Source organism: Pseudomonas sp. NFACC25 (assembly GCF_900100935.1).
Taxonomy (GTDB): Bacteria; Pseudomonadota; Gammaproteobacteria; order Pseudomonadales; family Pseudomonadaceae; genus Aquipseudomonas; species Aquipseudomonas marginalis.
Window position 1 is genome coordinate 203,754 of the sequence record NZ_FMUC01000003.1, and the last position, 14,699, is coordinate 218,452.

General features: G+C 61.3%; 13 protein-coding genes. 6 read left to right on the forward strand and 7 right to left on the reverse strand.

Annotated elements, in window-relative coordinates:
• Positions 1-6 precede the first annotated feature (6 nt).
• Together BLQ09_RS08630 and BLQ09_RS08635 are read left to right on the forward strand one after the other, a co-directional pair.
• A complete protein-coding gene (locus tag BLQ09_RS08630; RefSeq protein ID WP_027604674.1) occupies positions 7-585 on the forward strand; it encodes an RNA polymerase sigma factor in 579 nt (192 codons plus the stop codon).
• Positions 582-1,559: a FecR family protein gene (locus BLQ09_RS08635; RefSeq protein ID WP_092356238.1), complete on the forward strand. Its 978-nt coding sequence runs from the start codon at positions 582-584 to the stop codon at positions 1,557-1,559. Before BLQ09_RS08630 ends, BLQ09_RS08635 begins: the two co-directional genes overlap by 4 nt.
• On the opposite strand, the gene BLQ09_RS08640 is transcribed toward BLQ09_RS08635, so the two are convergent.
• Both BLQ09_RS08640 and yejK read right to left on the reverse strand, forming a co-directional pair.
• Positions 1,560-1,910, reverse strand: a complete 351-nt coding sequence (locus BLQ09_RS08640) for a glutaredoxin family protein (RefSeq protein WP_027604672.1) — start codon at positions 1,908-1,910, stop codon at positions 1,560-1,562.
• Positions 1,910-2,914 carry a nucleoid-associated protein YejK gene (yejK, locus tag BLQ09_RS08645; RefSeq protein ID WP_012722392.1) on the reverse strand — a complete coding sequence of 335 codons (1,005 nt, stop codon included), beginning with the start codon at positions 2,912-2,914 and terminating at the stop codon, positions 1,910-1,912. The genes BLQ09_RS08640 and yejK overlap by 1 nt, the downstream gene beginning before the upstream one ends.
• A 396-nt stretch (positions 2,915-3,310) precedes the next feature.
• Between yejK and BLQ09_RS08650 the strand changes: the two genes are divergently transcribed.
• On the forward strand, positions 3,311-3,592 hold the full coding sequence (locus tag BLQ09_RS08650) for an HU family DNA-binding protein (protein ID WP_003188840.1): 282 nt from the start codon (positions 3,311-3,313) through the stop codon (positions 3,590-3,592).
• Positions 3,593-3,660: 68 nt separating this feature from the next.
• Here BLQ09_RS08650 and rlmF read toward each other — a convergent pair whose 3' ends face one another.
• The 5 genes from rlmF to BLQ09_RS08675 form a co-directional block, all read right to left on the reverse strand.
• On the reverse strand, positions 3,661-4,677 hold the full coding sequence (gene rlmF, locus BLQ09_RS08655) for a 23S rRNA (adenine(1618)-N(6))-methyltransferase RlmF (protein WP_027604671.1): 1,017 nt from the start codon (positions 4,675-4,677) through the stop codon (positions 3,661-3,663).
• A gap of 238 nt (positions 4,678-4,915) precedes the next feature.
• On the reverse strand, positions 4,916-7,762 hold the full coding sequence (locus BLQ09_RS08660; protein ID WP_027604670.1) for a valine--tRNA ligase: 2,847 nt from the start codon (positions 7,760-7,762) through the stop codon (positions 4,916-4,918).
• A 149-nt stretch (positions 7,763-7,911) separates the two neighbouring features.
• Positions 7,912-8,304: a DNA polymerase III subunit chi gene (locus tag BLQ09_RS08665; protein ID WP_065924183.1), complete on the reverse strand. Its 393-nt coding sequence runs from the start codon at positions 8,302-8,304 to the stop codon at positions 7,912-7,914.
• Positions 8,305-8,311: 7 nt separating this feature from the next.
• On the reverse strand, positions 8,312-8,740 hold the full coding sequence (locus BLQ09_RS08670; protein WP_092356241.1) for a DNA polymerase III subunit chi: 429 nt from the start codon (positions 8,738-8,740) through the stop codon (positions 8,312-8,314).
• A gap of 51 nt (positions 8,741-8,791) precedes the next feature.
• Positions 8,792-10,282, reverse strand: coding sequence for a leucyl aminopeptidase (locus tag BLQ09_RS08675; RefSeq protein ID WP_027604667.1), 1,491 nt, complete (start codon positions 10,280-10,282; stop codon positions 8,792-8,794).
• Between the two features lie 274 nt (positions 10,283-10,556).
• Here BLQ09_RS08675 and lptF point away from each other — a divergent pair, with 274 nt between their 5' ends.
• From lptF to lepA, 3 genes are all read left to right on the forward strand, one after another.
• A complete protein-coding gene (lptF, locus tag BLQ09_RS08680) occupies positions 10,557-11,675 on the forward strand; it encodes an LPS export ABC transporter permease LptF (protein ID WP_027604666.1) in 1,119 nt (372 codons plus the stop codon).
• The gene (lptG, locus tag BLQ09_RS08685; protein WP_065924180.1) at positions 11,668-12,747 is read left to right on the forward strand and encodes an LPS export ABC transporter permease LptG; all 1,080 of its coding nucleotides are present in this window, start codon (positions 11,668-11,670) and stop codon (positions 12,745-12,747) included. Before lptF ends, lptG begins: the two co-directional genes overlap by 8 nt.
• 151 nt (positions 12,748-12,898) lie before the next feature.
• Complete coding sequence (lepA, locus tag BLQ09_RS08690) at positions 12,899-14,698, forward strand: translation elongation factor 4 (RefSeq protein ID WP_027604664.1); 1,800 nt, start codon at positions 12,899-12,901, stop codon at positions 14,696-14,698.
• Position 14,699 lies beyond the last annotated feature (1 nt).

The window sequence follows — 14,699 nt, forward strand, 5'->3', positions numbered from 1 at the left end:
GCCGCCATGATGATCAGCACCCCACCCGATTCCCAGGACAGCCCGCAGGCTGACGCGGCGGGTGGGCGTGCGCATTTCCTGCAGGTGTTCCTGTCCCAGCGTTCGCAGATGGAAGCGTTGGTGAGCCGACGTGTCGGGTGCCGCGCCACGGCGGCCGACCTGGTGCAGGACCTGTTCCTGCGGTTTTGGCGTCGGCCATTGGTGCAGGTCGAAGAACTCAGCACCTACCTGTTGCGCTGCGCCGGCAATATCGCCATCGACCACCTGCGCAGCGAAGGCGCGCGGGTGCGCAGCAGTGAAGGCTGGCTGCCGGAGCAGCAGGATAACCAGGGCTCAGAGCCCCAGGCGGCGCTCGAGGCGGGCAACGACCTGCGGCATGTCGAAGCCGCCCTGCGCAGCCTGCCGGAGCGCACCCGGCAGATCTTCCTGCTCAACCGCATTCACGGGCGCAAGTACGCACAAATCGCCAAGGCCATGGGCCTGTCCCAAAGCGCCGTGGAAAAACATATGATGCGTGCCCTCGAAGCCTGCAAAGCCAGCCTTCGCGAACCATCGCCATCGCGCACGCCAGGGAAAGCACCGTGAATCCGACCCCCACGCCAGACCAGGAACAAGCCGCACTGGCCTGGCTGAGCCTGTTGCACGACCAGCCCAGCAGTGGCGACCAGGCCACGTTCAGCCGCTGGCTACGGGCCGATCCTGCGCACGTCGAAGCCTATGCCCAGGCCCAGGTGCTTTGGGAGTTGAGCGAAGTGCCGGCACGCCAACTGGCGGATGAGGATGCGCTGGCATTGCAGGGCTACCTTAATGCGATGAACACCCCTGGGCGCTCGCGGGTGGTGCGCTGGTCCGGCGCACTGGCCATGGCGGCGTGCCTGGTGTTGATGGTGTCCATGGGCGCCGGTTGGCAGCCTTCGCGGTGGATCGATGATTTCGGCGCCGATTACGTGAGCGCACCGGGAGAAGTGAAGACCGTCACCCTGGCTGATCAATCCCAGGTCACGCTGGATGCGGACAGCGCCATTGCCGTGGACTTCAGCCACGGTGAGCGGCATATCCAATTACGTCGCGGTGCAGGTTTTTTCAGCGTCACCCACACCGGCGAGTCCTTTGTGGTCGAGGCGGGCGGCGGCGAAGCGCGGGTGCTGGGGACGCAGTTCGAAGTGCGCCTGCAACCGGCAGGGGCCGAGGTGACGGTGTTGTCGGGGCGGGTCGGCGTGACCGCGTCGAAACAGGGCCCACAGCAAATTCTGACGGCGGGCCAGCAAGTGGCCTACGCCGATGGCAGCGCCGATCCCTTGCACGCGGTCGACAGCGAATCCCGCCTGGCCTGGCGGGATGGCTGGCTCAACTACTACAAGGCACCGCTGGCCGATGTGGTCAAGGACCTGGGGCGTTACTACCCTGGCCGCATCCTGCTGCTCAGCGAAGAGATGGGTGCCAGGCGCGTCAGCGGCAGCTTCCCGAGCAAGGACCCGCAGGCGGTACTCAACGCCTTGCAAGCGGTGCTGGGGTTCGAGCAGCACAGCCTGTTGGGGCGGGTGATCGTGGTCCGCTGATTACTTCAGCGCGGCCATGATCGCGTCAGGGTTGTAGTCGCGAATCAGCGTCCCGTTGACGTCCACAAACGGAATCCCGCCACCGCCCAGCGCTTCATACGCCTTGCGCGCCTGGGCGTCCTTCTCGATATCGACGGCCTGGTACGGAATGCCCTTCTGGTCGAGGAAGCGGCGGATCTGCTTGCAGTAGCCGCACCACTCGGTGGCATACAGCACCACCCGCGCCGAGGCTCGCGTCTGCTCCGGCACCACCTGGGAAGGGTTGAGCAGCCGCTCGACCTTGCCCCAGTTCTGGATAACCACCACCACCAGCAACACCAGCAGGACTTTCTTGAGGACCCCGCCGAGCATCAGTTACGGCGCTTGAGCTGGTCGGTCAATTGGGTCGGCAGGCCCTTGATGATCAGGGTGCCGGCGGCTTCGTCGTACTCGATCTTGTCGCCCAGCAAGTGTGCTTCAAAACTGATGGACAAGCCCTCGGCGCGCCCGGTGAAGCGGCGGAACTGGTTGAGGGTGCGTTTATCCGCCGGGATTTCCGGCGACAGGCCGTAGTCCTTGTTGCGGATATGGTCGTAGAACGCCTTGGGCCGATCTTCATCGATCAAGCCCGACAGCTCTTCAAGGCCCATGGGCTCGCCGAGCTTGGCCTGGCTGCTGGCGTAATCGACCAGGGTCTTGGTTTTTTCGCGGGCGGATTCGTCCGGCAGGTCTTCGCTTTCGACGAAGTCGCTGAAGGCCTTGAGCAGGGTGCGCGTCTCGCCCGGGCCGTCGACGCCTTCCTGGCAGCCGATGAAGTCGCGGAAGTATTCCGAGACCTTCTTGCCGTTCTTGCCTTTGATAAACGAGATGTACTGCTTGGACTGCTTGTTGTTCTGCCACTCGGACACGTTGATACGCGCTGCCAGGTGCAGTTGGCCCAGGTCCAGGTGGCGCGACGGGGTCACGTCCAGCTCGTCGGTCACCGCCACGCCTTCGCTGTGGTGCAGCAGGGCGATGGCCAGGTAGTCGGTCATGCCTTGCTGGTAGTGGGCAAACAGCACGTGGCCGCCGGTGGAGAGGTTGGACTCTTCCATCAGTTTTTGCAGATGTTCGACGGCGGTGCGGCTGAACGTGGTGAAATCCTGGCCACCCTCGAAATATTCCTTCAACCAGCCGCTGAACGGGTGCGCGCCGGATTCGGCATGGAAGAAACCCCAGGCCTTGCCTTGTTTGGCGTTGTAGCTCTCGTTGAGGTCGGCAAGCATGTTCTCGATGGCGGCCGACTCGGCGAGCTCGGAGTCGCGGGCGTGGAGAACTGCGGGTGTGCCGTCGGGTTTTTTGTCGATCAGGTGGACGATGCAATGACGGATCGGCATGGGCTTCTCGGCTGGTTGAAGGGGAGCGGTCGGCCTCCCCGAAAAGTCGCCCAGTGTACCGCACCCATTGGTCAAGACACGCGTCTAAGGGCATTTTGGATGCTCTCGGACGAGGCATATGCCTTTTTTTCACGGTTTAGAGCGATAAAGCTGACCAAATGGGTAGGTAGAAGCGGATATTTCCCCGTCTCTGTGCTAGTTTTGCCCCGTCTTACGCCAAGTCTCGGCGATAAGCGTGCATTCAGCATCTGTCAGGTCGAACCAATCCCCGTTTCAAGCATCTATAACCCCGATCTCCGTGGTTATAGCCGGGGGTGCCAGGCCATGACGGTCGGGCTCGACGGCTGACACTGCACTCTGCAATCCATATGAATTTGATAGGGAAGGAACACCACAATGGCTATTACTAAAGACCAACTGATCGCTGACCTGGCTGAAGCAGTAGACGCACCGAAAACCACCGTGCGCGCTCTGCTGGACCAACTGAGCCAAGTTGTTGCTGACCAGCTGGAAAACGGCGGCGAAATCACTCTGCCAGGCGTTGGCAAACTGAAAGTGACCGAGCGTCCTGCCCGTACTGGCCGTAACCCTTCGACTGGCGCTGCCATCGAAATCGCTGCCAAGAAAGTTATCAAGCTGGTTGTGGCCAAAGGCCTGACCGACGCTGTTAACAAGTAAGACGCAGCAAAAAAAAACCGTGCTCCGGAGCGATCCGGGCACGGTTTTTTGTTGCCTGGGATTTGTCTCTATCGCACCCAGCGCTGGCGCCAGATCTGCTGTTCGTTCTTGGTCTGGAAGGTCCAGGCCACGAAACGGCTCTGCTTCTGGCCCTGGGACATTTCCACCACCTGGCTTTCCAGCACGCCGGCTTTTTTCAGGGCGGTCTCGATCGCGGGCAAGTTTGACGCTTTTGACACCAGGGTGCTGAACCACAACACCTTGTGGGCAAAGTGCGCACTCTCGGCGATCAACTGCGTCACGAAGCGCGCTTCACCGCCTTCACACCACAACTCGGCCGATTGGCCACCGAAGTTGAGCACCGGCAATTTGCGCTTGGGATCGGCCCGGCCCAGGGCGCGCCACTTGCGCTCGCTGCCCTTGGTGGCTTCGTCCATGGACGCATGGAACGGTGGGTTGCACATGGTCAGGTCAAAACGCTCACCCGGTTCCAGCAGGCCCAGCAGGATGTGCTTGGGGTTTTCCTGCTGGCGCAACTGGATGACCTTGCTCAGGTCATTGGACTGCACGATGGCCTTGGCGGCGGCCACGGCGATGGGGTCGACCTCCGAGCCGAGGAAGTTCCAGCGGTACTCCATATAGCCAATCAGTGGGTAGACGCAGTTGGCGCCCATGCCGATGTCCAGCACCTTGACGATTGAACCGCGCGGGATCTTGCCTTCGTTGACACTGGCCAGCAGGTCGGCGAGAAAGTGCACGTAGTCGGCACGTCCCGGTACCGGCGGGCACAGGTAATCGGCCGGGATGTCCCAATGCTGGATGCCATAGAAGGCCTTGAGCAACGCCCGGTTGAACACCCGCACCGCGTCCGGGCTGGCGAAGTCGATGCTCTCTTTGCCATAGGGGTTGATGATCACGAATTGCGCCAGTTCCGGCGTGGTCTTGATCAACGCCTGGAAGTCGTAACGGCCTGTGTGGCGGTTGCGTGGGTGCAGGGTAGCCTCTTTGCGCGGCGCGACGGGTTTGGCCGTGGCTGCGGTCTTAGGCTTCTTGCGTGGAGGTTTGGGCGTAGTGGGGGCGGTCATGATGATTCTGGTGTTGGCTCAAAGTGGCGGCCATTGTCACACATTCCCGAGGATAACTCGGTCAAATGTGGGAGGAGGCTTGCTCCCGATAGCGGTGGATCAGTCAAGACTAGCCTGGCTGACAGATCGCCATCGGGGGCAAGCCCCCTCCCACATTGACTGTATTGCCAGCAAGGGATTGAGAAACACCAGGCAAAAAAAGAGACCCGAAGGTCTCTTTTTTCACACGGATTGCCCCTTACAGGCTGGAAATCCGCGCATGTTGCTCCGCCAGCTTGCCCAAAGCCTGTTCGGCCTCGGCCAGCTTGGCGCGTTCCTTATCGATCACTTCAGCCGGTGCCTTGTCGACGAATGCCGCGTTGGACAGCTTGCCGCCCACCCGCGCCACTTCGCCTTGCAGGCGCAGGATTTCCTTGTCGAGACGGGCCAGTTCCGCGCCCTTGTCGATCAGGCCGGCCATCGGCACCAGCACTTCCATCTCGCCGACCAGCGCGGTCGCTGACAGTGGCGCTTCGGCGCCATCCGCCAATACGGTGATCGATTCCAGCTTCGCCAGCTTCTTGAGCAGCGCATCGTTCTCGGTGAGACGACGCTGGTCTTCGGCGCTGGCGTTCTTCACGAATACCGCCAGGGGCTTGCCCGGGCCGATGTTCATTTCGGCGCGGATGTTGCGCGTGCCGAGCATCAGGGTCTTGAGCCATTCGATGTCGCTTTCGGCCGCCTCATCGATACGTGCTTCGTTGGCCACCGGCCAAGGTTGCAGCATGATGGTCTTGCCGTCTTTGCCGGCCAGCGGCGCCAGGCGCTGCCAGATTTCTTCGGTGATGAACGGCATGAACGGATGCGCCAGGCGCAAGGCGACTTCGAGCACGCGTACCAGGGTGTGACGGGTGCCGCGCTGACGTTCGATCGGCGCGTTTTCGTCCCACAATACGGGCTTGGACAGTTCCAGGTACCAGTCGCAATACTGGTTCCAGATGAACTCGTACAAGGCCTGTGCGGCCAGGTCGAAACGGAACTGGTCGAGTTGACGGGTCACTTCGGCTTCGGTGCGCTGCAATTGCGAGATGATCCAGCGATCCGCCAGGGACAGCTCGATGGCCTCGCCGTTCTGGCCGCAGTCTTCGCCCTTGTCCAGCACGTAGCGCGCGGCGTTCCAGATCTTGTTGCAGAAGTTGCGATAGCCTTCGACGCGGCCCATGTCGAACTTGATGTCGCGACCGGTGGACGCCAGCGAGCAGAAGGTGAAGCGCAGCGCATCGGTGCCGTAGCTGGCAATGCCGTCGGCGAATTCGTCGCGGGTCTGCTTCTCGATCTTCTTCGCCAGTTTCGGCTGCATCAGGCCCGAGGTGCGTTTCTGTACCAGGGTTTCCAGGTCGATGCCGTCGATGATGTCCAGCGGGTCGAGGACGTTGCCCTTGGACTTGGACATCTTCTGGCCCTGGCCATCCCGCACCAGGCCGTGCACGTACACGGTCTTGAACGGTACCTGCGGGGTGCCGTCCTCGTTCTTCACCAAGTGCATGGTGAGCATGATCATCCGGGCAACCCAGAAGAAAATGATGTCGAAGCCGGTGACCAGCACGTCGGTGGAGTGGAATTTCTTCAGGAATTCGGTCTGCTGCGGCCAGCCCAGGGTGGAGAAGGTCCACAGGCCCGAGCTGAACCATGTGTCCAGTACGTCGTTGTCCTGTTGCAGTGCCACATCCGGACCGAGGTTGTGCTTGGCGCGTACTTCGGCTTCGTCGCGGCCCACGTAGACCTTGCCCGACTCGTCGTACCAGGCCGGAATGCGATGGCCCCACCACAGCTGGCGGCTGATGCACCAATCCTGGATATCGCGCATCCACGAGAAGTACATGTTTTCGTACTGCTTGGGCACGAACTGGATACGCCCGTCTTCCACGGCAGCAATCGCCGGCTCGGCCAGGGGCTTGGTGGACACGTACCATTGGTCGGTCAGCCACGGCTCGATCACGGTGCCGGAGCGGTCGCCCTTCGGCACTTTCAGGCCGTGGTCGTCGACGCTGACCAGCAGGCCGGCAGCGTCGAAGGCAGCAACGATCTGCTTGCGCGCTTCGAAACGGTCAAGGCCGGCGTATTCGGCCGGGATCTTGCCGTCGATGCTCTCGTTCAGCGTACCGTCCAGGTTGAACACCTGGCAGGCCGGCAGCACGGCGGCATTCTTGTCGAAGATATTCAACAGCGGCAGGTTGTGGCGCTTGCCGACTTCGTAGTCGTTGAAATCGTGGGCCGGGGTGATTTTCACACAGCCGGTGCCGAATTCAGGGTCGCAGTAATCGTCGGCGATGATCGGGATGCGGCGGCCTACCAGCGGCAACTCGACGAACTTGCCGATCAGTGCCTGGTAGCGCTCGTCGTTCGGGTTGACCGCGACCGCGGCGTCGCCAAGCATGGTTTCCGGACGGGTGGTGGCGACGATCAGGTAGTCGTTGCCCTCAGCGGTCCTGGCGCCGTCGGCCAGCGGGTACTTGAGGTTCCACAGGAAACCTTTCTCGTCGTGGTTTTCCACTTCAAGGTCGGAAATTGCCGTGTGCAACTTGGTGTCCCAGTTGACCAGGCGCTTGCCGCGGTAGATCAGACCGTCTTCATGCAGGCGCACGAAGGCTTCTTTCACCGATTCCGACAGGCCGTCATCCATGGTGAAGCGCTCGCGACTCCAATCGACGGACGAACCGAGGCGACGGATCTGACGGCTGATGTTGCCGCCGGACTGGTCTTTCCATTCCCAGATTTTTTCCAGGAATTTCTCGCGGCCCAGGTCGTGACGGTTCTGGCCGGTGGCTTCGAGTTGGCGCTCCACCAGCATCTGGGTGGCGATACCGGCGTGGTCGGTACCCGGTTGCCACAGGGTGTTGCGGCCCTGCATGCGGCGGAAACGGATCAACGCATCCATGATCGCATTGTTGAAGCCATGGCCCATGTGCAGGCTGCCAGTGACGTTCGGTGGCGGAATCATGATGGTGTAGGACTCGCCCGCGCCTTGCGGAGCGAAATAGTTCTCGGACTCCCAGGTGTTGTACCAGGAAGTTTCAATAGCGTGCGGCTGGTAGGTCTTATCCATGCGCGGCGGGACCCTAGTTGGCATATATTCAGGAAAGCCGGCAAGTATAACGGGGGATAGGGCGCAGGGCGAGGCGAAGGCGGGCTTAAGGTGCAGGCAATCAAATGTGGGAGGAGTTTGCCACCTCCCACAGGGGATCTATGGACGGTTCAAGACTGGTACTGGCTGAGCAGCCGCTCCATCCGTGCATCCATCCGGCGCTTGATCTCGGTTTCGATATGGGGGGCAAAGTCGTCGATCACATCTTGCATGATCAATTGCGCAGCGGCACGCAGTTCGTTGTCCAGGTGCAGCAGCAGGGCGTCGGGACCCTTTTCAGCCGCAGCAGGGGCAGCGTCCACCACAACGGGGGCTTCGACAACCGGTTCCGGAGCGACCTGCTTGCCGCCGACCATGTCGAACAACAGCGGAATCTGAACCTCGCCATCGGCCTGTTCGGTCAATAGTGGCGGTTGCAAGTCATCATCACCCAGCAACTGACGAATCGACTCGAGGTCGTCCAGCAGGTGGTCATCTTTTTTTGTCGGGTTGGGAGTGTCCATCATGTACTCAAAGTCGTTGTAGCCGGTGATCTTGCAAAGGATAGCCCTGTTCGCGGTAGAAACGGAAACTCTCCCGCGCGGCCTGACGAATAGCCGGATCTTCCACCACCACTTCCGCCACACGGGCGAAGGCCTTGGCAAAAGGCGGTACTTTCAGGTCCAGGTTGACCAGCAGGTCCTGGTGATTGCCGCAACTGTCTCCCAAACCCAGGGCAACCTGGCCTTCGGGTTCTGATTCTGCGGGGCCATGGGGCACGAAGCTTTCGCCCTTGAAGCGCCACAGGCGGGCGTCGAGCTCGTCGCGTTGGGCGGCATCGCTGCAATGCAGGTAGATGCGGTGGCCCATGCGCCAGGCTTTCTCGGTGAGCTTGCAGGCGAAGTCCAGGCGCGCGAGCGGATCGGCGCTGGGCAATATATAGAAGTCGACTTGGGTCATTGCGGTTCCTGAGGCCGGGGCGGCGAGATCACCGCCCCGGCATCTTCAGTGTCAGGCTTTGGCGCGGTCCAGCAGGTATTGGGTCAGCAATGGCACCGGACGGCCGGTGGCGCCCTTGTCCTTCCCGCCGCTGGTCCAGGCCGTGCCGGCGATGTCCAGGTGCGCCCAGTTGAAGTTCTTGGCGAAGCGCGACAGGAAGCACGCAGCCGTGATGGTGCCGGCTTTCGGGCCGCCGATGTTGGCGATGTCGGCGAACGGGCTGTCCAGCTGCTCCTGGTACTCATCGAACAGCGGCAGTTGCCAGGCGCGGTCGTCGGCGGCCTTGCCGGCGCTGAGCAGTTGCTCGATCAGCTCGTCGTTATTGCCCAGCAGGCCCGAGGTGTGGGAGCCCAGTGCCACGATGCAGGCGCCAGTCAGGGTGGCGATGTCGATCACGGCCTGTGGCTTGAAGCGCTCGGCGTAGGTCAGGGCATCGCACAGCACCAGGCGGCCTTCGGCGTCGGTGTTGAGGATTTCCACGGTCTGGCCGCTGAGGGTGGTGACGATGTCGCCCGGACGGGCCGCGCCGCCGCTGGGCATGTTCTCGGCGCAGGCCAGGATGCACACCAGGTTGATCGGCAGCTTCAGTTCCAGCACGGCGCGCAGGGTGCCGAATACGCTGGCGGCGCCGCCCATGTCGTACTTCATCTCGTCCATGCCCAGGCCCGGCTTGAGGCTGATGCCGCCGGTGTCGAAGGTGATGCCTTTGCCGACCAGGGCGTAAGGCTTCTCGGACTTCTTGCCGCCGTTGTATTGCATCACGATCAGGCGTGGCGGCTGGTCGCTGCCCTGGCCCACGGCATAGAACGAGCCCATGCCCAGTTCCTTGATCTTCTTCTCGTCCAGGACTTCGACTTTCAGGCCCTTGAACTCTTTACCCAACGCCTTGGCCTGTTCGCCCAGGTAGGTCGGGTGGCAGATGTTCGGCGGCAGGTTGCCCAGGTCGCGGGTGAACGACATGCCATTGGCGATGGCCTGGGCGTGGGTCACGGCGCGCTCGACTTCAGCCTGGGCGGCCTTGATGGTCAGCAGGGTGATTTTCTTCAGGGCGCGGGGTTCGGCTTTCTGGCTCTTGAACTGATCGAAAATGTAGCCGCCGTCCACCAGGGTTTCGGCCAGCAGGCGGGTCTTGCCGTAGCTGTCACGGCCCTTGACCACGATTTCATCGAGTGCCAGTGCGGCATCGCTGCCGCCCAGGCCCTTCAGGGTGTTGAGGATGCCGCTGATGATCTTGCGGAACGGACGGTCGCCCAGTTCAGCGTCCTTGCCCACGCCCACCAGCAATACGCGGTCGGCTTTCAGGTTGGGCAGGCTTTGCAGCAGCAGGCTCTGGCCGACTTTGCCGGCCAGGTCGCCGCGCTTGAGGACCGCGCTGATCGCGCCGCCGCTGAGTTCGTCGAGCTGCCTGGCGGCTACGCCGAGCTTGCGGCCTTCGCCGATGGCGACCACGAGGGTGGCGGTTTTCAACGTTTCGGGGCTAACGCTTTTTACAACCAATTCCATTTTCGGGTCCCTTATATAAGGTCTGAGAGCCTGGCGTCTGTACGCAGGCTTTAAAGCGTGGCGGCTGTGTAAACCACCAGCGACAAAGGCCGCAGTTTGAACCTCGCCGACGGAGCCTGACAACCCTTTGTGCCTGCGCATGAGGTTGCGCAGTGACAGGCGCGGTCAATCACAGGATAATGCGCCATCTTTTTAGCCGGCCCGGTGCAAACGGGCTGACTCGGTATGCTTGCTTGTTTGGCCGCCTTAGCCTGACAACCCTGGAGTGTCTGGTTTGATCGTCTTCCGTTATCTGTCCCGCGAAGTCCTGTTGACCCTGAGTGCCGTGAGTGCGGTCCTGCTGGTCATCATCATGAGTGGTCGTTTCGTCAAATACCTGGCCCAGGCTGCCTCCGGCGCCCTGGACCCAGGCTCGCTGTTCCTGATCATGGGCTTTCGCCTGCCGGGATTCTTGCAACTGATCCTGCCGCTGGGCCTGTTCCTCGGCATCCTGCTGGCCTACGGCCGCTTGTACCTTGAAAGTGAAATGACCGTGCTCTCGGCCACCGGCATGAGCCAGCAGCGCCTGCTGGGCATGACCATGATTCCGGCGGCCGGTGTTGCGCTGATCGTGGCCTGGCTGAGCCTGAGCCTGGCTCCCCAGGGCGCCATGCAGTTCCAGCTGGTGCTGAACAAGCAGGATGCGATGACCGAGTTCGATACCCTCGAGCCGGGCCGTTTCCAGGCACTCAATGACGGCTCGCGGGTGACTTACACGGAAACCTTGACCGACGACCGCGCCAACCTGGGCGGTGTGTTCATCTCCGAGAAACGGTTTGGCCAGGACAAGAAAGACCGGGGCATTTCCGTACTGGTGGCCGATTCGGGCCGCCAGGAAGTGCGTCCTGACGGCAGCCGCTACCTGATCCTGGAAAATGGCTATCGCTACGATGGCAGTCCAGGCATGGCCGACTATCGCGCGATCAAGTACGACACCTATGGCGTGATGCTGGCCCGCCCGGATATCAGCGACGAAGTCACCGACCGCGACGCCATCCCCACGGCGGACCTGCTCGGCAGCAAGGAACTGCGTTCCATCGCCGAGCTGCAATGGCGGATTTCCCTGCCGCTGCTGGTGTTTATCGTGACCCTGATGGCCGTGCCGCTGTCGCGCGTCAACCCGCGCCAGGGCCGTTTCCTCAAGCTGTTGCCGGCGATCCTGCTGTACATGGCTTACCTCACCATCCTGATTTCCGCCCGTGGCTCCCTGGAGAAAGGCAAGCTGTCGCCGGTCCTGGGCCTGTGGTGGGTGCACGGCATGTTCCTGGTGATCGGCCTGGGGCTGCTGTATTGGGAGCCTATTCGTTTGAAAATGATGAGCCGTCGTGGCCAGAAGGAGTTGGCTCGTGGCTAAGCTCGATCGCTACATTGGTAGCAGCGTCCTGATCGCCATCCTGGCGGTACTGGGCATTATCCTGGGCCTGGCCTCGTTGTTCGCCTTCATCGATGAAGTCGGCAACGTCAGCGACACCTATACCGTATGGGACGTGCTCGGCTACGTGGCACTGACCGCGCCGCGTCGTCTCTACGACATGATGCCGATGGCCGCGCTGATCGGTTGCCTGATCGGCCTGGGCAGCCTGGCCAGCAACAGCGAACTGACCATCATGCGCGCCGCCGGGGTGTCCATCGGGCGTATCGTCTGGGCGGTCATGAAGCCAATGTTGCTGCTGATGCTGTGCAGCGTGCTGATCGGTGAATACGTAGCGCCGCCGGCCGAAACCACCGCCCAGGCCAATCGCGCCCTGGCCCAGGGCTCGGGCGATGCACAAAGCGCCAAGCATGGCCTGTGGCACCGCCAGGGTGATGAGTTCATCCACATCAACGCCGTGCAACCGGGCGGGTTGTTGATCGGTGTGACGCGCTACACGTTCGACAAGGAACGTCACATGCTGTCGTCCAGTTTCGCCAAACGCGCGCAGTACGGCGACGAAAAGTGGCAATTGACCGACGTCACCACGACTTACTTCCGCAATGTCGGCCAAGGCACCAAGGCCAGCACCGAAGTGATCAATGTGCCGAGTGAAGAGTGGGATATCGCCCTCAAGCCGGAACTGCTCAATACGGTGGTGATGATCCCCGAAAGCCTGCCGATCTCCGGGTTGTGGGGCTATATCCACTACCTGAAGGATCAAGGCTTGAATAACGGTCGTTACTGGCTGGCATTTTGGGTCAAGGTGTTGCAACCGGTGGTGACCGCCGCACTGGTGTTGATGGCGATCTCGTTCATCTTCGGTCCGTTGCGCTCCGTGACCCTCGGTCAGCGGGTATTCACGGGCGTGCTGGTCGGTTTCACCTTCCGCATCGCCCAGGACCTGCTCGGCCCGTCGAGCCTGGTGTTCGGGTTCTCGCCACTGTTTGCAGTGCTGGTGCCGACGGCCATCTGCGCCCTGGCCGGGTTCTGGCTGCTGCGCCGGGCCGGCTGATACCGCGCCGTTGGATAAAAAATGCCCCGCTCGGATGAGCGGGGCATTTTTGTTCTGGTCAGCAAAGATGACGCCCGGCCTGAGCATCAGGTACAATTCCCGGCTATTTTTCAGCGGGCAATCTGCCTGCAGCCTTTTTGAGTGTTGATCCGTGAGTGATTTGAGTCATATCCGCAATTTCTCCATCATCGCCCACATTGACCATGGTAAGTCGACGCTGGCCGATCGATTCATCCAGATGTGCGGCGGCCTTGCCGAGCGTGAAATGGAAGCCCAGGTGCTGGACTCCATGGACCTCGAACGCGAGCGCGGGATCACCATCAAGGCCCACAGCGTTACCCTGTACTACACCGCCAAAGACGGTATCAAGTACCAGTTGAACTTCATTGACACCCCCGGCCACGTGGACTTCACCTATGAAGTCAGCCGCTCCCTGGCGGCCTGCGAAGGTGCGCTGCTGGTGGTGGACGCGGGCCAGGGCGTTGAAGCCCAGTCCGTGGCCAACTGCTACACCGCCATCGAGCAAGGCCTGGAAGTCATGCCGGTGCTGAACAAGATCGACCTGCCGCAGGCCGATCCGGACCGCGTAAAAGAAGAAATCGAAAAAATCATCGGCATTGACGCCACCGACGCCGTCGAGTGCAGCGCCAAGACCGGCCTGGGCGTCGATGAAGTGCTCGAGCGCCTGGTCAAGACCATTCCAGCCCCCACCGGCAACTACGAAGATCCGCTGCAAGCGTTGATCATCGACTCCTGGTTCGACAACTACCTGGGGGTTGTCTCCCTGGTACGCGTGCGCCACGGCCGTGTGAAGAAGGGCGACAAGATCCTGGTCAAGTCCACCGGCAAGATCCACCTGGTGGACAGCGTCGGTGTATTCAACCCCAAGCACACCGCGACCACTGATCTGAAAGCCGGTGAAGTAGGCTTCATCATCGCCGGTATCAAGGACATCCACGGTGCGCCGGTGGGTGACACCCTGACCTTGAGCTCCACCCCTGACGTCGACGTGCTGCCGGGCTTCAAACGCATCCAGCCGCAGGTCTACGCCGGCCTGTTCCCGGTCAGCTCCGACGACTTCGAAGACTTCCGCGAAGCCCTGCAAAAGCTGACCCTCAACGACTCGTCGTTGCAGTACACCCCGGAAAGCTCCGACGCCCTGGGCTTCGGCTTCCGCTGCGGCTTCCTCGGCATGCTGCACATGGAAATCATCCAGGAGCGCCTTGAGCGCGAATACGACCTGGACCTGATCACCACGGCGCCGACGGTTATTTTCGAGCTGCTGCTCAAAAACGGTGAAACGATTTACGTCGACAACCCGTCCAAGCTTCCAGACCTGTCTTCCATCGAAGACATGCGCGAACCGATCGTGCGGGCCAATATCCTTGTGCCGCAGGAACACCTGGGCAACGTCATTACCCTGTGTATCGAAAAGCGTGGCGTGCAGCACGACATGCTGTTCCTCGGTACCCAGGTGCAAGTGACCTACGATTTGCCGATGAACGAAGTGGTCCTGGACTTCTTTGACCGTCTCAAATCCACCAGTCGCGGCTATGCTTCGCTGGATTACCATTTCGACCGTTACCAATCGGCTAATCTGGTGAAACTGGATGTGCTGATCAACGGCGACAAGGTCGATGCCCTGGCACTGATCGTTCACAAGGACAATGCGCACTACAAAGGTCGCCAGTTGACCGAGAAGATGAAAGAACTGATTCCGCGCCAGATGTTCGACGTCGCGATCCAGGCCGCCATTGGCGGGCAGATCATTGCGCGAACCTCCGTCAAGGCACTCAGAAAGAACGTACTGGCCAAATGCTACGGCGGTGACGTAAGCCGTAAGCGCAAGCTGCTTGAGAAGCAAAAGGCCGGTAAAAAACGCATGAAGCAAGTGGGCAACGTGGAAATTCCACAAGAAGCCTTCCTTGCGGTGCTCAGGTTGGATAGTTAGG